The sequence below is a fragment of the Schauerella aestuarii genome (assembly GCF_009866805.1).
GTDB classification, from domain to species: Bacteria; Pseudomonadota; Gammaproteobacteria; order Burkholderiales; family Burkholderiaceae_B; genus Schauerella; species Schauerella aestuarii.
In genome coordinates, this window is sequence record NZ_SIZW01000042.1 from 896,850 (window position 1) to 914,195 (window position 17,346).

Below are 17,346 nucleotides of genomic sequence, written 5' to 3' on the forward strand. Positions count from 1 at the left end.
CGGATAATGCGGCCATGTCCGCGCCCCTCAAACCACCCGCCATTCCACCGAAAGGCTTCGCCGCGCTGCGCGTGCTCTTTCCGTTCTTGTGGCCGAAGGGCCGCCCGGATCTGCGCTGGCGGGTTGCAGGCGCCGTCCTCTGTTTGATCCTGGCCAAAGCGGCCACGGTATATGTACCGCTCTGGTACAAAGCCGCAGTCGATCGGCTCGATCAGGGCATTCCCGCCGGGCTGGGCCTGCCGATCGGGCTGATCTTCGCCTATGGCGCCACGCGCGTCGCCTCGCTCGTTTTCGCCGAGCTGCGCGACGCCATCTTCGCGAAGGTCGGCCAGCACGCCATTCGCGCGATCGGCCTGCAGGTGTTCCAGCACCTCCATGCGTTATCGCTTCGTTTTCACCTGGCGCGGCAAACGGGCGGGCTCACGCGCGCCATCGAACGCGGTACCAAGGGCGTGCAAAGCCTGCTCTCGTATCTGCTGTTCAGCGTGCTGCCCACGCTCTTCGAGATCGCGCTGGTCTGCATCATCCTGTGGCGCATGTTCGACGGCTGGCTGGCCCTGACCACCGCCGTGACCGTGCTGCTCTACATCGGCTACACGCTGTCGGTGACCGAATGGCGAATCCAGTTTCGCCGCAATATGAACGAAACCGACTCGCAGGCCAATACGCATGCGATCGAAAGCCTGCTCAATTACGAAACGGTCAAATACTTCGGCAACGAACGCCATGAAGCGGAGCGCTACGACGGCGCCTTGAAGCGCTACGAGCAGGCGGCCGTGCGCAGCAACGTCAGCCTGTCGCTGCTGAACATTGGGCAGGCCTTCATCATTTCCATCGGCCTCACGCTCGTGATGTGGCAGGCGGCCATCGGCATCTCGGAGGGCCGCTATACGCTGGGCGACTTCGTGCTCGTGAACACCTACTTGCTCCAGCTCTATCAGCCATTGGGCTTCTTCGGCTTCGTCTACCGGGAGGTGAAGCAATCGATGATCGATATGGAACGCATGTTTGCCCTGCTCGCCGAGAACGTCGAAATCGCCGACAAGCCCGATGCACCCGCACTTCGCCTGGGTGGCGGCGCCATCGCCTTTCGCGATGTGGCTTTCGGCTACGACACGCGCCGTCCGATCCTGCGCGGCATCAGCTTCGACGTGCCCTCCGGGCACACCGTGGCCATCGTCGGCCCGTCCGGCGCGGGCAAGTCCACTATCGGACGCCTGCTGTTTCGCTTCTATGACGTGGATGCCGGTGCCATCCTGATCGATGGCCAAGACATTCGCGACGTGACTCAGCACAGTGTGCGGGCGGCGGTCGGCATCGTGCCGCAAGACACCGTGCTCTTTAACGACACGATCCGCTACAACATCCGCTACGGCAGGCCCGACGCCACCGATGCCGAGGTCGAGGAAGCCGCCCGCCTGGCGCACATCGAACGCATGATCACCGCCATGCCCGACGGCTACGACACGGCCGTCGGCGAACGGGGACTCAAATTATCGGGCGGCGAAAAGCAACGGGTGGCGATCGCTCGCACACTGCTCAAGCAACCCGCGATCTTCATGTTCGACGAAGCCACGAGCGCACTGGATACGCACACCGAGCGCGACATTCAACGCAACCTGCGCGAGGTAAGCGTTGGGCGCACCACGCTCATCATTGCGCACCGCTTGTCCACTGTGGTGGATGCCGACGAGATCATCGTGCTGGACGACGGGATCATCGTCGAACGTGGCCGGCACGTGGCGCTGATGGCGCAGGGCGGCCGGTACGCCGCGATGTGGGCACGGCAACAACACGGCGCAGCCGACGATCCCGCGCCGGCCCCGGCGCAAAGCGCTGCCGAAGCTGAATTCTGAATGGGCTCAAGGCCTTGGGATGCGAGGGGTCAGGCTGCGGGCCAGACCGGCCCGGCCGCGAGGTCTGCAAACAGATCCACGTCACGGATCACGCCCGGGTCGTCCGTCTCCCACACATGCGCACCGTGCGCCTGCACGACCGAACGGGCACCGGTGTCGCCCTCGAGCTGCGCCAGCGCCGGCCAAAGCGTACGTGCAAACGTCACCGGGTGGCCGCGCTGACCATCGAACACCGGCGCCACGATGGCATGCTGTGCGGCCTGCTTGCGCAGCGCCATGAGCGTCGCCGGGCGTAGCCACGGCATGTCGCCCAGGGTCAACATCAACGTCGTCGCGTCACGCGCGGCCGAATCGGCCAGCAGATGCCGCACGCCCGCAGCGATCGACGCCCCCATGCCCTGCGTGGTTTCCGGCGCCTCGATCACCCGGCAACCGATATCCTCGAGCAACCGGCGCAGGCTGTCGGCCCCAACCGGAATCACCGCCCACACCTGACCGACCGCCGCGTAAAGGGCTAGCGCGGCTGCGGCCACCACCGGTCGGCCGTCGGGGAGCAGCGCCAACAATTTGCTGTTCGAATCCGTGGCACCCAAATCGATGCTGCCCGTATCAGCGATCCCTGAAACGGTCATTTCTGAATCAGTGGCATCTGCATGACTGGCGCGATCGATTCCGCCTCCAGCCGGGGTGCCCGTTTCAGGCGCGGCGTTTGCGGGCAACGACGCACGAAAACGCCGGCCCAACCCACCGGCCAGCAGCAAACCGATGCATCGATCGCCCTGTGCCTGCGACATGTCGTCAATCATATAAACTGAACTCCATCTCTTCCGCCGCCATACCGACCGCGCCTGTCATTGTGACGGAGCGCCGATGCCATGTACAACACCGATCTCGAAGTTCTCGAAACTGCCCACGAATGGGTGCGCCAGCAACGCGCTGCCTTGCTCGTCACGGTGGTGCACACCTGGGGCTCTTCCCCGCGACCCGTGGGCTCGATGATGGCCATCCGCGAGGACGGCCACGTGCGCGGCTCGGTATCGGGCGGCTGCATCGAAGACGACCTGATTGCACAGATGCGCGAAGGCACGTTGCTGCAAACCCTGCCGTTTACCACCAAATACGGCCTGACCGCTGACGAGGCCCATCGATTCGGGTTGCCGTGCGGCGGCACGCTCGAACTGGTGCTGGAGCCATTGAGCCAGCAGGCGCAGCTCGCGCCGCTGATCGAGCGGCTCGAAGAGGGCGAACTGGTGCAGCGCACGCTCGATCTCACGACAGGTGCCGTCAAGCTGGCTGCCGGTGCCGTCAATGGCCAAACCGCCTGTACCGACAACGCATTGGTCAGTTTTCACGGCCCTCGCTACCGATTGATCATCATCGGCGCGGGCCAGTTGTCGCACTATGTGGCGCGCTTTGCGCAGGCACTCGACTACGCGGTCACGGTGTGCGATCCGCGCGACGAGTACATGCAGGAATGGGATATCCCGGGCGTCGTCTGCGCGCGTGAGATGCCCGACGACCTGATCCTGGCTGCCAGGCTGGACGCACGCACGGCTGTGGTCACGCTCACGCACGATCCAAAACTCGACGATATGGCGTTACTCGAAGCGCTCAACTCCCCCGCTTTCTACGTGGGCGCCGTGGGGTCGCGCAGCAACAACGCGGCAAGGCGCGATCGGCTGAAGCTGTTCGATCTGCATGACGATCAGATCGCACGCCTGCATGGCCCCATCGGCTTGCACCTTGGCGCACGCACGCCCCCTGAAATCGCGTTGGCCATCATGGCCGAGATGACGGCCTGTCGCAACGGCGTGCCCATTCTGCAAACACATGCCATGCGCGATGAGCCCGCCCCCGCGGTTGCTGACCTCGCCAATACGATGGCGCCGTCCAAGACGGTGGCCGCGACCGCCATGCCCGCCACCTCACCCGCTCAGTGATCCTGCTGCCATCATGACCGACACCTCAACCGAAACCGTACGCGTGTGCGCGGCCGGCGACCTGATCAACGGTGGCCTGGGCGTCAAACTGCCCATCCGCGATCGTCTTGGCGACACCACTGCCTTCTTCATTCGTTTCCAGGATCGGGTTTACGGCTATGTAAACCGCTGCGCCCATGTGGGCGTCGAGCTCGATTGGGAAAGCAGCTTTTTCACGCGCGCCGGCGACCTGATCATGTGCGCGCGCCACGGCGCCACGTATGCGCCCGACACAGGAGTATGCGTTGGCGGCCCCTGCCGCAACGGCAAACTCAAGCCATTGCACGTGCAGGAGCACGACGAAGGATCGGATCGGGCGGTGTTCTGGCTGCCCGCAGAAGGCGTGACGCCACGCGAGTGACGATGCGTGATTGAGCTTCAGGCCACCGAGCGCGACGCGTAGGTGGTCGTGCGCTGTGCGATCTCGCCAGGCTGGGCCTTGAAAATATCGGGATGACTGCGAACGATCTCGTGTTCGACGATCTGTAGCGCCTGGCGCCACGGCTCTTCATCGTCGCTGACCGGCCACATTGTCTGGCTGAGAAAGCGCTCGGGCTGCCGAAGCTTGAAGAGAAAATCGATGAGATAAGTGCTCACCGTCTTTCGGACGGCCGCTTCGCAGTTGCCCCACCCGTCGGCATTGGAGGCGCGCAACGCGAGCAAAAATCGCAGGGCCAGGCACTCGGTGTGGGGGGGACGTTGAGGATGTGCCCAGACGCCACCGTCCTTGAGCCATTCCTTTTCTTCGAGCAGCGAAAACAGCAGCTGAACTGCTTTATCACCATCTACCAAGAAATGAGCCATGTTGGACGATTCAAAAGATTTACGATAAGAAATAGTAACAACAATTCGGTTATAGAAGTATTTCAGCTCACGAATAAAACAGTACTAGTACACAAGTTTTCTGTACAAAATACGTCAATCGGGTCCAAATTAACCGAATTTGCCGAATTTTTGCGATCCCTAATGCAAATCTTACGTCACTGCCATCTTCACAATTGGACGAAATATGTCGCGATGTAATCCTAAAGTAACGATCGGCTCACGGTAACGCCTAGTGCGTTGAACCTTTTTGGAGCGTTGCGCTCGCTTGTCGGGCAGCGAAGAACGTTGAGTCGCACAAATTTGTAAGTGAGGCCGTGGAAGCATCGTCACTGCCTACAAAGCGTTGCGCGGATGTATCAAACACGAAGTGGCGTTCACGCGGCTGACAATCGTGCGCATCGAATCCACACACGCGAAACGACACGCCAAAGCCATCCACCGTCTCATACAGGCTGACACCATCCGCACTGGCGCCGTCGATCACATCGTCAAACATGGTTTGCACATGCCAGAGCGATTCGCCATTGGCACGCCAGGCGACCTCGATCACATTGCGCGCGAGGCCGAAGCCGATCGATTCCTGGCCCATGACGTAATGCAGCGCATCTGGCGGGTGAGATTCCAGCTCGATCCGACCTTCGATCCGCTCGATTTCCGCGCCGCGCAGGTTCAGACACCCGGCGGCCGTACCCCCCATGGCTTGAGCAGCCATGCCGAGCATCAACACCAGGGCGGTATGACGAACGCAGACGGAAAAGGCAGTGGACAAGGTGGGGAATATGACCAAAAAGCAACACAGCCTCAAACGGTACCGAACCGAGCCACTTGCAACAACCTTTCTGCCCCACGGGGGCCGATTTAGCCGGCGATATGTCTGTTACTCACAACGCACCGGCAGTTTCGCGTGCCGGTCGCACTGGCTGCCGGGTGGGCTGACCGATTTCATCGAACACGTGTTGCCCGATTTTCGCCGGTGCAGTGGGATGCGCACCGACGACACGGGCACTACCCTGCGCGACCACTTGGCGTTGGCCCGCCCGCTGAACCGTCGGGCGCCGTCGGCGACGCAGAACCCACCGTCGGCTCAGGGTGAATCGTCCCCTCAGCCGGCATCGCATCGCGCACCCAGGTCTCACGCGGATTCGCCAACGGAATCCCCAGCTCGCGAAAGCGCAGCCATACCCGCCGATTGAACTCGCGTTGTACCGGCCAGCGCCCGCGATCGACCGTGCGGATCTGTCCGGCGATCGTGGCCGACGCGCCGTCGATCTGGTCCACACCCCAGATATCGATATCCGCCAGGATCAAGCTGCTGTAGGCGTCCTCTTCCCGCATCTGTGCGCCGATGGCCTTGAGGGTATCGATGACTTGTGCGATATCGGCATCGGCCCCCACACTTACCCGCACGGCGGCATTGCCGATTCCGCGATTGGTGTTGTTGACGGTGGTGACCGAACTGAACGGCACCACGTGCAGCGAACCGTCGCCCGCGCGCAAACGCACCGTGCGAATGGAGAGATGCTCCACCGTACCGGACACGCCCGCGACGGTTACCGAGTCGCCCACCTGCATCGCATTTTCCATCAACAGGAAGATGCCGGTGATGAAATCCTGCACGAGCTTCTGCGAACCGAAACCCAGTGCCACGCCGATGATGCTGGCACCCGCCAGGAGCGGCGCGGTATTCACGCCAAGCTGGCTCAACGCGGTCAACAAAACGATCACGCCGATCACGATGAAGACGATCGTGCGCATCATCGGAATCAGGGTGCGCAGGCGCGCCACACGCATCATGTCGCCCGCGTCGGTCCACCGTTCGATGCGGCGACGCAGGCCCCACCCCATCGCTTCCCAGGTCACCACGGCAAGAATCGCCGCAATCGCGATCGTGAGCATCGCCGACGCCAGACGGCGTCCGATCGTGCCGGTGGCGAAGTTCTGCCACACGTCCAGGCCCCACGACTGCAGCAGAATCAGCACGGTGAGCACGGCAATCGTGGCATGCACCACGCCGCGTAGCCAGCGCCGGTAACGCAACGCCGCGCTGGAAAGCGGCACGGCAGCACCTTCGGCGGCGGCGACCGGTGCCGTGCGCTGAAAGCCATTCTCGATGGCGCCCGTGACGATGATCGTCACGATATGCGCCCCGATCAACACCGCCGCCGAAACGGCGAAAAAGTGCAGCACCCGCTGAAACCCATTGTTCACTCCCAGCGCCCATACCAGCCAGATCGCCGCGACGAAGATGATCGCAGCCACCGTCCAGGCATCGGCGGCAAACGCACGCAAGCCGGCAAACCGAACGGGTGCTATCCCCGCCTGGGTCCCCCGTATCAACGCCTTCACACGGTGACGCGTCTGAATGATCATCACGATCAACATGATGTGTACGATCAATGAAGCCGTCTTCAAAAGTAATGTGCGGAAGATCGGATCCACGCCCACCGCGACCAGAATCTCGGCCACGGCCATGCCATAGGCCGAAATGAAGAAAATGGCGCAAGCCCAGCGGAACAGATACCGCGCTCGGGCATCGGTCATGTGCAAGAGGCGCAAGCCCTGTCCTCGCGGGGAGATCAACAGGCGCGACACGGCCACCGCGATGCGTACCGTCACGAAGGCATTCACGAGCAGCAGCACGACCCGTTGACCCAACGTCCCGGCGCCGAACAGCGACGCGGTCATCAGACCGCTGGCGGCCAGCAACGCCAGCATCGGCAGCACATCCAGCAGCGCATCGCCCACGGCGTAAGGCACCCGCCGCAAGAGCGCCAGGCGGCTGTGACCGACGCGCGCGGCATGATCGGCGATCAGCTTGCGCGGCCGCCGCAAGCCAAAGCGTCCAATGGCTTCGCACACCACCGCAACCAACACGACCAATAAAAACGACCCCACATCGCGCAGCACATCGGCGCGCGATTGCCCGTCGAACGAAAGCGACTGATGCCAGACGCCGGCACTGCGAATCTGGCTCAGCGCCGCCAGCGACTCGCGGCCTTGTTCGGTCATGCTGGCAAACCAGCGCTCGATCGCGTTGAACACCTGGTCGAGCAACCCGTTTTGCACCAGCGGGCTTTCGGCGGCCGGCGGCGCCGCAGCCGGCGTCTCGGCAGGTGCGGTGTCTTCGGCCGCGGGCGCAGAAGACTCGGCCGGCGCCCCGGCAGCGGGCGCGTCGGAATCGGCGCGGCGCGGCGTGGTCGCATCACTGCGACGACCGGCCTCATCACTGACCGGCGGCTTCACCGCCGGGTCGGCATTGCGGACGTCTGCCGGCGCGGTCCGTGCGGCTGATGCGGGATCGCGCTCGGCCGCCGTTGCCGGCATGCCCACCAGCGCGCAGGCCAGACCCAAAGCGCCAACAGCTACCGCAGCGCCCAAACGGTGTTTTACGTCTTGCCAACCGGACATCGATATTTTCCTGCTACTTGCGCGCGGGGCGCCCTTCGATCGGATAAGCGGGGTCGTTGTACCCCGGCGTGGACGGATGGCCCGGTGCGATCAGCGAATCGACGAACGCGTCGTCTTCCGCCGTGACGTTGAAGTCCAGCACCCGTGCATAGCCATCCCAATGTTCCTGCGTGCGCGGTCCCACGATCGCCGATGTGACGATGGGGTTGCCCAGCACCCAGGCGAGCGCGAAGTCAGCAGCCGTCATGCCGCGCGTTTCAGCATGGGCTTTGATGCGTTGCGCGATCTCGATCGATTCGACACGAAACTCCGTCTGCATCAGGCGCTTATCCTTGCGGGCAGCGCGGGAATCCTCAGGCGGCTCGGCATTGGGCACGTACTTGCCCGTCAACACGCCACGGGCGAGCGGACTATAAGGAAACACGCCAATGCCGTAATGCGCGGCGGCCGGCAATTGCTCGTTTTCGGCCTGGCGGGTCAAGGCGTTGTACAAAGGCTGGCTCGCCACCGGGCGGTCAATGCCCATTTCGTCGGCCAGGCGGCACACTTCGGCAATCCGCCACCCGCGAAAGTTCGAAAGCCCGAAATAACGGATCTTGCCCTGACGGATCAGGTCGGCAATGGCTCGCACCGCTTCACCCAACGGCGCTCCCGGCACTTCCTTGTGCAAATACAGGATATCCAGGTGCGGCGTATCAAGCCGCTTCAAGCTCGCCTCGACCGCCTGATTGATCCACTTGCGCGAGATACCCACGCCGTTGGGGCCTTCACCTGTGGGGTTGGCCAGCTTGGTCGCAAGCACCCACCAATCGCGATCTTGCTTCAACGCCCGGCCCACCACCCGCTCCGATTCGCCGCCGTTGTACACGTCCGCCGTATCGATCGAATTGACGCCCAGTGCGCGCGCCGAAGCAATGATGTTCTGCGAGGTGGCTTCGTCGGTCGCTTCGCCGAACATCATCGTGCCCAACGTCAACGGCGAAACCTTCAACCCACTGGCGCCAACATAGCGATATTGCACAGGCCTTCTCCTAGAGGTGAGAGGACGCCACACCCCATGCGCCCTCGGATAGACAAAAGATAGACGAAAAAAAAGCCCCGCATGCGGGGCTTTTTGAATTCTGCAGGCTTTACAGGACCTGAATCTTCGTGGCTTGCGGGCCCTTTTGGCCTTGGCCGGACACGTAGCTTACTTTTTGGTTTTCTTCAAGCGTCTTGAAGCCATTGCCCTGAATTTCAGAGAAGTGGGCGAAAAGGTCTTTGCCACCGGCGTCGGGGGTAATGAAACCAAAGCCCTTTTCCGAGTTGAACCACTTAACAATACCGGTTTCCATGCTGTCTTTCCTAAATTAAGAACACGTCAGCTTCGGGTCGAATGAGACCGAATTCAATGCAGACGCACGCCATAATACCCCTTCCCAACCATCTTGGATACGAGAAAGCGACAGCGCAATGATAAGTAAACGTAAGCAAGCACCAGAAGCTCCCCTGTCGTCCGGCTAGATCGCGCACCGCCGCGGTCCTCCGGCCCGTTGCTCAACCGTGCAAACCACGTGGGCACACTACTTGCCTTGCTTTGTACAAACGCCTTCACCGGGCGCGGCACGTAGAACGCTGCATGGGGCAGCAAAGCCGGAAAGAGGAGTAATCACATGCTAGGCACCGTACTACTGATCGTTTTGATTCTGTTGCTGGTCGGCGCACTGCCCAACTGGAACCACAGCCGCAACTGGGGCTACGGTCCCACGGGCGGGTTGGGTTTGGTCCTCATCATCGTCATCGTCCTGCTGTTGATGGGACGAATCTGACGCTCCCCAGTCAGACGCCCCGCCATCATTGAGGGGTGTTTCGAACAATGGGCCGGCTTGCCTTTGCAAGTCGGCCCATTGTCATTCTGCCGCCAGAACCTTGAAGCCGTGGGTGCCGTCCCGCGCCAGTTGATCGACCAGGCCGTACTCCCAATCGAGATAGCCTTGCATCGCCGCCACGGGATTGTCGGTGCCTTCATAAGGACGACGATAACGATCGGTGGGCTCGACCACCCAGTCAGGCGCCTCAGCCGTCAGGCCCTCACCAGCTTGCGTCCATCCCCGTGATCCGTCGCGCAGCACGTAAACCGCGGCACCCACGCCCCAAGCGCGCAGCGCCTCGACGACATCCGACCAGCCGAATGCCGCCAGGGCGCCGTCCGAAGAGGTGAGCACGACGCGCGTCACGTGCGGCGCGCTCGCCAACAGGCGCGCCAGCGCCGGCGCATTCGCACGGCGCACGTGCGACGCACCCGGCACATGGTGCTTGCGATATTCCGCACTGCTACCCATGTCGATGATCCGCAGTGCCGACGCCACCGCCGGATCATCCAACCAAGCGGCAAGCGTGGTGCCATCGACCCAGCGATCCTGCGGCACGTGCTCCGCACACGGGGGCGCGGGCGCCACCTCGGCAAACGGCCACTCGTCCACAGGCGGCGCATCATCCACGACATGGACGTCCCACCCCATCTGCGCCAGCCACGACGCTGTCATATTGGCGCGTACCCCGTCGTCATCCACCAGAACAATACGCGCGCCGCGCACGGCCACCACATGGTCGGTTTCCTGCACCAGCTGACCGCCCGGCGCATTCGCGAAGCCTGCCAGGTGCCGGCGTGCATACTCCTCAGGCGCACGCACATCCAACCAATAGCAGGTGCGATCGGCGCATTGTTGGAAGGCATGCGCCAGCGACACGCGCGCCACGCCTGCTCGGTCGGCGAGACGACGGGCGCGCGTCTGCGCATCGGCATGCCAGGCTTGCGCCACACCGTGGTCATGCCGACGCGACTGGCCACGCTCGAGCGTCTGACCCGCCAGCGTCCAGCCGATGGTACCGTTGCGCAGCGCCGCCACCGGGTTCGGAATGCCCACGTTCACCAGCGATTGCGTGCCGATGATGCTGCGCGTACGCCCGGCACAGTTCACAATCACCTGTGTGCGGGGATCGGGCGCGAGATCCTTGATGCGCAAGGCGAGCTCCGCACCGGGCACGCTTATCCCGCCGGGAATGCTCATCGTGTTGTACTCATCGAAGCGACGGGCATCCAAAATGACGACGTCGGCGCGGGCGTCGATCAACGTCTGCACGGCTTCGGCAGACAGTGACGGCGTATGCCGCTGCGATTCAACCAACTCGCCGAATGACTTGCTCGGCACATTGACGTCACGAAACAACTCACCGCCCGCGCGGCGCCATCCGGCCAGACCGCCGGCCAATAAACACACGTCCACGTAACCCAGCGCGCGCAGCCGGTGCGCGGCCCTGCGCGCCAGCCCTTCGCCATCGTCATACACCACGATCGGTACATCTCTGCGCGGCAGGCGTTGTGCTGCCTGCGTCTCGATCGCGCTGTAGGGCATATTGGCGGCGAACAATGGGTGCGCTTCGGCAAAGGGCGCTTCCTCGCGCACATCAAGCAACGCGACCTCGCGCCGCGCCAATAGCGCCGCGCGCACGTCGTGCACACTGCGATTCGGAATATCGCCCGGCAACACGCGCCACAGATTCGGCAAACCCGTATTCGCATATCCGGAAATGAACGGTTTGACCGTGCCATCCGGCATATACACCGCTCGCCGAATCGCGCCGATATTGGCGCCGTACACATGAATGCTGACCGATACGCGATCGTCGAACGCGTTCGCCACTTGATGCACGTCGCCAATCGATGGTGACACCGCCTCCACATCGCCGGGATGCAACGTCTTTTCTGTGCCGTGGGGCTGCGGTGTGCCGTTATCAAGGGCAAAGGACTGTGCCCGCTCGGCGCCACGCAGCATGCCGATCAAGCCCCACACGGTATGGTCGTGGATCGGCGTGCCCTGGGCGGGTCCCCATACAAAACTCACCACGCTGAATCGCCCCAAGGGGTCGGCGTACAACAAATATTGCGTGTAGTGATCGGGATGCGGCGCAGCGAACGCCGGATCGAGCCAATCGTCGTGCGCGACGAGTTGCCTCAGAAGTGCGCCGCCATTATTTAATAGTTCGGATTCCGAATTATTAAAATCGGCAAGTTTGGAAAACCCTTCAACAAAATCACGAAAACGCGACCACTGCGTTTTAACCGTTTGATGCTCATCCATTATTTCCTGCCCTTCCTCTTCGCCCCGCGCGCCCTGCCCTACGCCGCGCGCGCCACAAATAAATATCGCTCATTAAAGAACAACCACTGCCTTGCCGTAATTCTTTTCTGTAATATCCATAGATATCCCAACCGGGAATCAAAATTGCTAATTCGAACGTTGCGCAGATGAAAATCTCGCCTTTTTGTATTTTGCGAGCAAGGTGTTAAATGCCGTCGATCATGCAATCGCTCCAGATCTGGCCAGCTGCGGTGTGCAAGCCAAATGCGGTGCCGTACGGTATACCACCGGGCCTGGATCGGCTTGCCCGAGTCATTGCCAAGGCGCTGCGGGTGCCCTTCGCAGCGATTGCGCCCAAAGGATTCCACGCTGTAAGTTGCCAGACCAATCGTGGCAGCCACGACGAACGCGTTGCGCGTGCCGTGGTTGACGTCGAGACATCGCTGAAACCGATCAACCTCGACCTGCCCGCACGCCACGGCGGTCATCACGCATTCTTCAGCGGCGTGCCTATTTTCGACGATTGCCGCACGTTTTTGGGCGTGCTCTACGTGGTGGGTGAAAAACCCAGCGCGTTGGCCGAAGCGGCGCAAGCAGAACTGATCGCATCTTTCGCTGAAATCGTGGCCGAACGCTTCGTTGCGCATCGTGTGGGCAGCGCTCGCCGGCAGGCGCTGGCGCGATTTCAGCATGTGGCAGCGACCGCCTCCGATGGCATCGTCTGTACGAACGATCATGGCCACATCACCTATGCCAACGCGGCGGCGGGCCAAATTTTCGGCTACAAATCCAATGAGCTCGCCGGCAAGCATATCGGGGTGTTGCTGCCCGACGTTGTGCGCGACAACCATCAGCCGGCGATCAACTCGGCCTATTTCGACGAAGAAAACGTGCCGTCACGCGAGCCAATCGAAACGGAAGGCATGCGCGCCGATGGTGGCGCCTTCCCCGCCGAATTGTTGCTCTCGACGTGGGAAGAAGATACGCGCCGCGCCTTCGCCTTCATGGTGCGCGATGTGTCCACCCGCAAACGCAACGATGAACACCTGTTCAATCTTGCGCACTTCGATCCGCTCACCGGTTTGCCCAATCGCCAGACGTTTCGCGTCATCATGGATGAGTACGTGGCCGCCGAACGCGCATTCGGTCTGCTGCTCCTCGACCTGGATGCGTTCAAGGACGTCAACGACGCTCACGGACATCACGCCGGCGACGACGTCCTGATCGAAATCTCTGCGCGGCTGCTTGCCGCGTTTCCCGACGTGCCGGTCGTGGCGCGTCTGGGCGGCGATGAGTTTGCCGTCATCGTGGTCGATGAGATCGATGGCGATGCCTTGCGTACCCTGGGCAATCGGGCCATCCGCCAATTGATGGCACCGGTGTCGACCGAACACGCACAAGTTCGCGTGGGTGCCAGCGTAGGAATCGCGATCCACCCGAGCCACGGCGCCGATGGCCCCACCTTGCTCGCGAATGCAGACCTGGCGCTGTACAAAGCCAAAGGCCGCGGCCCGGGACGCGTCGAGTGCTTTACCGATCCGTTGCGCGCCGCACTTGTTGCCCGACGCGATCTCGAAGACCAGTTGCATGCCGCCTGGCGCAACAATGAGTTCGAGCTTTTCTATCAGCCGCAGTTCGATATGTCGGAGGAGCGGCTCATTGGCACCGAAGCCTTGCTGCGCTGGCGGCATCCTGAGCGCGGTTTACTCACGCCGGCGGCGTTTCTGGCGGTGCTTGAATCGTCCTCGCTCGTCGGGCCGGTTGGCGAGTGGGTGCTGCAGGACGCCTGCCGCCAAGTCCGGGCGTGGCGTGCGCACTTGCCTGAAGACTTCCGGATCGCGGTCAATCTTTTTGCGGCCCAAGTCCTCGGCGACGATCTCGAACGCCAAGTGCTTGCGGCGCTTGCCGCGGCGGAAGTTCCGGCATGCGCCCTCGAACTCGAAATCACCGAAAACACTGTGCTTGCTCAAAACGACGGACTGAATGCCATGTGGCGGCGCCTCGTCGATGCGGGTGTGTCACTCGCCTTCGACGATTACGGCACCGGATACGCTGCCCTCAATCTGCTCAAATCGTTACCCATTTCACGTCTGAAGATCGATCGCACCTTCGTCTCGGACGTGGTGTCCAATCGCGAAGACGCTGCCGTCGTTCAGGCAATTGTGTATTTGGGTAAGAACTTTGGGATGCGGGTGGTCGCCGAGGGTGTCGAAACGCGCGAGCAGGCCCGCATGTTGCGCGCCTTGCAATGCAGCGAGGTGCAGGGGTATCTGTATAGTCCACCCATCAGCGCCGACGAATTTGCGGAACGTTTCCTGGATACCGTCCAGGCAAAACACCGTCACATCTAGATTCCGTATATGGCTTCGGATCCCGATGCCGCTCGTATCATTACAATCCTTCCATTTGCTTCTTTTGCGGCTCATGGCCGTTCCCTGGCCCATTTCCGCACAGGTGTCCGCGTGACCCTTGATCCATTCGATGCTCCTCCCGTAACTGCACCCAACCCCGATGGGTCGCCGACATCGGGCAACACCGAGCAAGCCGAATTGTTTCGCGGCTTGGCCGACGGATCGCCCTCGCCGCTGTGGTTGCAAACGCCAGCGATGACCTTGCACGTTAACGAAGCCTTTTTCCGCTACTTCGGGCGGGATGGCGAGGATGTTCAGAACGCTGGCTGGCAAACACTGCTCCACCCTGAAGACGCACAGGCCTACCAGGACGCAGTGCAGGAGGCCTGGCGGCAGGCGCAGTCGTTTTCCGTCGCGGCCCGCATGCGACGTTTCGATGGCGAATGGCGTTGGGTCGAATCGCGTGGGGCTGCGCGTTTCCGTGCCGATGGTGCCTACCTCGGGCTCAGCGGCAGCGCCACCGATATCACTGAGCACTACGAATTCGAAGCACGACGCGATGCCCTGCTGGCCGACGAGCGCGCGGCCCGTACGATGGCGGAAACGTCTGCGCGATTCAAGGACGAGTTCCTCGGCACACTGTCGCACGAACTGCGCACGCCGCTGTCGGTGGTGCTTGGCTGGAGCAAGCTGCTCAAGAGCAAAAGCGATCCCGACAATGCCCTGCTGCAGCGTGGTCTCGAGGCCATCATTCGCAGCGCCGAGGCGCAGACGGCGTTGATTTCAGACATGCTCGACGCCAGTGGGCTTCAATTGGGTGAGGTCGAACTGGCTGTGTCCACGCTCGAGATGAACCATATCGTGCAGCAGGCGCTCGATCGCATCGCAGCGCTGGCATCCGCACGTGGCATCACCTTCGAATGGTCGCCTCCCAATACGCCGATCTGGGTGCGGGGCGATGCCGATCGGCTGCGCCAGATCTTCGCCAATCTGCTGTCGAACGCGGTCAAATTTTCCGCCACCGGGGGCCAGGTCCGCATCCGTATCGACCGAAGCGACGATGCTGTTTTCAGCGTTGCTGTGGAAGACGATGGCGAAGGCATCGATCCAACCTTCCTGCCGCACATCTTCGATCGGTTTCGGCAAGGCGATGCGTCACAATCCCGACACAACAGTGGCGTGGGCCTCGGCTTGGCCATCGTCGACCGCCTGGTGGCGATGCATGACGGCGACGTCGTCGCGCACAGCGACGGCAAGGGTCGTGGCGCCACCTTCATCGTTACCCTGCCGCATTACTATCCCGATCCCGCAGAGGCGGCCGATATCCGGCCGCCACGTGATGCTTCGGCCATCGAGCCCCATCCAGAGAACGCCTTGGCCGGCTTGCGGGTGCTCGCGGTAGACGATCAGGAAGACATCCTCGAACACCTGCGCCGCATCCTCGAAGATCAGGGTGCCCGCGTTCACGCCGTCAGCTCAGCGGCCGCGGCGCTTGCCGCATTGCGATCGGCGGAATACACCTTCGACGCGGTGGTATCGGACATCGGCATGCCCGAGATGGATGGCTATCAAATGATGCGCACCGTGCGCGCGGAGCTCAAACTCGATTCCGCCACGCTGCATAGTGTGGCCGTGACCGCATTGGCGCGCGAGCAGGATCGTGTGGCGGCGCTGGCTGCGGGTTATCAGGCGCACGTGACCAAACCGTATGAAGTAGCACGATTGATCACGGCACTGACGACACGCGCGACCCCTTAATGGGCGTATGAACCGCGCATGGTGTGGCGCGTGGACGTTCGGCATGTGAGTTGCGCGGGGTGAAGGCAGATCAATGCCGATCACACCAAGGAGCGACCATGGTTACCGACAAGTCCCAGCCTGCCAATCAGCCGCCCGATAAAAAATCTCCTGCCAAGGGGATTCCGGACGTTCGCAATCCGGAAGGCGAACCGGCCGATACAGGCCATGGCACCGAGAAGACCGCAGTGCATCCCGAGACCACTGGCAACGAAGATCCGGGTAGTGAGCTCAACTCGCCGCCTGAACGCGATAAGCAGTAAGCCGAAAGCGATTTGCAGCGGCGTGACGATCAGCTGGCATAAATGCCGCAATGACAAAAGGCCAACATTTTGCAGCGGTGTGACGATCAGCTGGCATGAGGGCCGCAATGACAAAGGGCCAACATCAATGATGTTGGCCCTTCGAATTTGGTCGGGACGGTGGGATTCGAACTCACGACCCCTTGCACCCCATGCAAGTGCGCTACCAGGCTGCGCTACGCCCCGAAAGAACGAAAGTATATCAGAGTTTATTCACTGCTGCGCGCAAGTCGCGCAACTTTTTTAAGGTGCCGATGTGGGCGACGCATCGCGGGCATGCGACGACGCAACGGCGTGCTTCAACACGTTCGCAATGCCCTCGAGCTCGGCGCGCAACGACTGCACTTCCGCAGGCGACAAACGCACCGCTGCATCCTGCTCGTAGGCCGCATCACGCACATCGCCCAGGCGATTGCGTGCGCCGCTGATCGTAAAGCCCTGCTCATACAACAGCGAGCGAATCTTGCGAATCAACAGCACTTCATGATGCTGGTAGTAGCGGCGATTACCACGGCGCTTGACGGGTTTGAGCTGCGTGAACTCTTGCTCCCAGTAACGCAGAACGTGCGGCTTGACGCCACACAGGTCAGACACTTCACCGATAGTGAAGTAGCGTTTTGCGGGAATGGGAGGCAGCGGCGTGGCGGTAGGTTCGGGTCGAGTCATAACGCTATTTTAGGTCTCCACGGTGGGGCGCACCGATAACA

Annotated in this window: 15 protein-coding genes, 1 tRNA gene and 1 pseudogene; 7 read left to right on the plus strand and 10 right to left on the minus strand. The window is 61.9% G+C overall.

Annotated elements, in window-relative coordinates; genetic code table 11:
• Positions 1-14 precede the first annotated feature (14 nt).
• Positions 15-1,856 (plus strand): ABCB family ABC transporter ATP-binding protein/permease, encoded by a 1,842-nt coding sequence (locus EYW45_RS19195; RefSeq protein ID WP_161137002.1) that lies wholly within the window; start codon positions 15-17, stop codon positions 1,854-1,856.
• Positions 1,857-1,885: 29 nt separating this feature from the next.
• Here the strand turns inward: EYW45_RS19195 and EYW45_RS19200 are convergent, their stop codons facing one another.
• The gene (locus EYW45_RS19200) at positions 1,886-2,662 is read right to left on the minus strand and encodes a nucleotidyltransferase family protein (protein ID WP_161137003.1); all 777 of its coding nucleotides are present in this window, start codon (positions 2,660-2,662) and stop codon (positions 1,886-1,888) included.
• Positions 2,663-2,731: 69 nt separating this feature from the next.
• On the opposite strand from EYW45_RS19200, the gene EYW45_RS19205 reads away from it, so the two are divergent.
• A complete protein-coding gene (locus EYW45_RS19205) occupies positions 2,732-3,796 on the plus strand; it encodes an XdhC family protein (protein ID WP_161137004.1) in 1,065 nt (354 codons plus the stop codon).
• A gap of 13 nt (positions 3,797-3,809) precedes the next feature.
• Positions 3,810-4,196 carry a Rieske (2Fe-2S) protein gene (locus EYW45_RS19210; protein WP_161137005.1) on the plus strand — a complete coding sequence of 129 codons (387 nt, stop codon included), beginning with the start codon at positions 3,810-3,812 and terminating at the stop codon, positions 4,194-4,196.
• Between the two features lie 17 nt (positions 4,197-4,213).
• Here EYW45_RS19210 and EYW45_RS19215 read toward each other — a convergent pair whose 3' ends face one another.
• The 5 genes from EYW45_RS19215 to EYW45_RS19235 all read right to left on the minus strand — a co-directional run bounded on the left by EYW45_RS19215 (position 4,214) and on the right by EYW45_RS19235 (position 9,402).
• Positions 4,214-4,639 (minus strand): hypothetical protein, encoded by a 426-nt coding sequence (locus EYW45_RS19215; protein WP_161137006.1) that lies wholly within the window; start codon positions 4,637-4,639, stop codon positions 4,214-4,216.
• Between the two features lie 250 nt (positions 4,640-4,889).
• A complete protein-coding gene (locus EYW45_RS19220) occupies positions 4,890-5,429 on the minus strand; it encodes a hypothetical protein (RefSeq protein ID WP_161137007.1) in 540 nt (179 codons plus the stop codon).
• A 236-nt stretch (positions 5,430-5,665) separates the two neighbouring features.
• Positions 5,666-8,068 (minus strand): mechanosensitive ion channel domain-containing protein, encoded by a 2,403-nt coding sequence (locus tag EYW45_RS19225; RefSeq protein WP_161137008.1) that lies wholly within the window; start codon positions 8,066-8,068, stop codon positions 5,666-5,668.
• Positions 8,069-8,081: 13 nt separating this feature from the next.
• The gene (locus tag EYW45_RS19230) at positions 8,082-9,089 is read right to left on the minus strand and encodes an aldo/keto reductase (protein WP_161137009.1); all 1,008 of its coding nucleotides are present in this window, start codon (positions 9,087-9,089) and stop codon (positions 8,082-8,084) included.
• 109 nt (positions 9,090-9,198) lie between these two features.
• Positions 9,199-9,402 (minus strand): cold-shock protein, encoded by a 204-nt coding sequence (locus EYW45_RS19235; protein WP_161137010.1) that lies wholly within the window; start codon positions 9,400-9,402, stop codon positions 9,199-9,201.
• Between the two features lie 318 nt (positions 9,403-9,720).
• Here EYW45_RS19235 and EYW45_RS19240 point away from each other — a divergent pair, with 318 nt between their 5' ends.
• Entirely contained in the window at positions 9,721-9,876 is a 156-nt protein-coding gene (locus tag EYW45_RS19240) for a DUF3309 family protein (protein ID WP_161137011.1), read from the plus strand.
• An 81-nt stretch (positions 9,877-9,957) separates the two neighbouring features.
• Here EYW45_RS19240 and EYW45_RS19245 read toward each other — a convergent pair whose 3' ends face one another.
• Positions 9,958-11,667: a rhodanese-like domain-containing protein gene (locus EYW45_RS19245; protein ID WP_202444829.1), complete on the minus strand. Its 1,710-nt coding sequence runs from the start codon at positions 11,665-11,667 to the stop codon at positions 9,958-9,960.
• Between the two features lie 27 nt (positions 11,668-11,694).
• Positions 11,695-12,189, minus strand: a pseudogene (locus tag EYW45_RS24580) (cysteine dioxygenase); the annotation flags it as partial.
• 209 nt (positions 12,190-12,398) lie between these two features.
• On the opposite strand from EYW45_RS24580, the gene EYW45_RS19250 reads away from it, so the two are divergent.
• The 3 genes from EYW45_RS19250 (at position 12,399) to EYW45_RS19260 (ending at position 16,600) form a co-directional block, all read left to right on the plus strand.
• Entirely contained in the window at positions 12,399-14,540 is a 2,142-nt protein-coding gene (locus EYW45_RS19250) for a putative bifunctional diguanylate cyclase/phosphodiesterase (RefSeq protein WP_161137013.1), read from the plus strand.
• A gap of 111 nt (positions 14,541-14,651) precedes the next feature.
• Positions 14,652-16,298, plus strand: a complete 1,647-nt coding sequence (locus EYW45_RS19255) for an ATP-binding response regulator (protein WP_161137014.1) — start codon at positions 14,652-14,654, stop codon at positions 16,296-16,298.
• 98 nt (positions 16,299-16,396) lie between these two features.
• Positions 16,397-16,600, plus strand: a complete 204-nt coding sequence (locus EYW45_RS19260) for a hypothetical protein (protein WP_161137015.1) — start codon at positions 16,397-16,399, stop codon at positions 16,598-16,600.
• Between the two features lie 148 nt (positions 16,601-16,748).
• Here EYW45_RS19260 and EYW45_RS19265 read toward each other — a convergent pair.
• Positions 16,749-16,825, minus strand: a tRNA-Pro gene (locus EYW45_RS19265).
• 57 nt (positions 16,826-16,882) lie between these two features.
• Complete coding sequence (locus EYW45_RS19270; RefSeq protein ID WP_161137016.1) at positions 16,883-17,305, minus strand: MerR family transcriptional regulator; 423 nt, start codon at positions 17,303-17,305, stop codon at positions 16,883-16,885.
• Positions 17,306-17,346 lie beyond the last annotated feature (41 nt).

What these genes read in the sequence shown, in the direction of transcription:
- EYW45_RS19250 (WP_161137013.1), top strand. Translation starts at nt 12,399, where the DNA reads ATGCCGTCGATCATGCAATCGCTCCAGATCTGGCCAGCTGCGGTGTGC.
- EYW45_RS19270 (WP_161137016.1), bottom strand. Translation starts at nt 17,305, where the DNA reads ATGACTCGACCCGAACCTACCGCCACGCCGCTGCCTCCCATTCCCGCA.
- EYW45_RS19225 (WP_161137008.1), bottom strand. Translation starts at nt 8,068, where the DNA reads ATGTCCGGTTGGCAAGACGTAAAACACCGTTTGGGCGCTGCGGTAGCT.
- EYW45_RS19240 (WP_161137011.1), top strand. Translation starts at nt 9,721, where the DNA reads ATGCTAGGCACCGTACTACTGATCGTTTTGATTCTGTTGCTGGTCGGC.
- EYW45_RS19195 (WP_161137002.1), top strand. Translation starts at nt 15, where the DNA reads ATGTCCGCGCCCCTCAAACCACCCGCCATTCCACCGAAAGGCTTCGCC.
- EYW45_RS19210 (WP_161137005.1), top strand. Translation starts at nt 3,810, where the DNA reads ATGACCGACACCTCAACCGAAACCGTACGCGTGTGCGCGGCCGGCGAC.
- EYW45_RS19245 (WP_202444829.1), bottom strand. Translation starts at nt 11,667, where the DNA reads ATGCCGGATGGCACGGTCAAACCGTTCATTTCCGGATATGCGAATACG.
- EYW45_RS19260 (WP_161137015.1), top strand. Translation starts at nt 16,397, where the DNA reads ATGGTTACCGACAAGTCCCAGCCTGCCAATCAGCCGCCCGATAAAAAA.
- EYW45_RS19205 (WP_161137004.1), top strand. Translation starts at nt 2,732, where the DNA reads ATGTACAACACCGATCTCGAAGTTCTCGAAACTGCCCACGAATGGGTG.
- EYW45_RS19235 (WP_161137010.1), bottom strand. Translation starts at nt 9,402, where the DNA reads ATGGAAACCGGTATTGTTAAGTGGTTCAACTCGGAAAAGGGCTTTGGT.
- EYW45_RS19200 (WP_161137003.1), bottom strand. Translation starts at nt 2,662, where the DNA reads ATGATTGACGACATGTCGCAGGCACAGGGCGATCGATGCATCGGTTTG.
- EYW45_RS19215 (WP_161137006.1), bottom strand. Translation starts at nt 4,639, where the DNA reads ATGGCTCATTTCTTGGTAGATGGTGATAAAGCAGTTCAGCTGCTGTTT.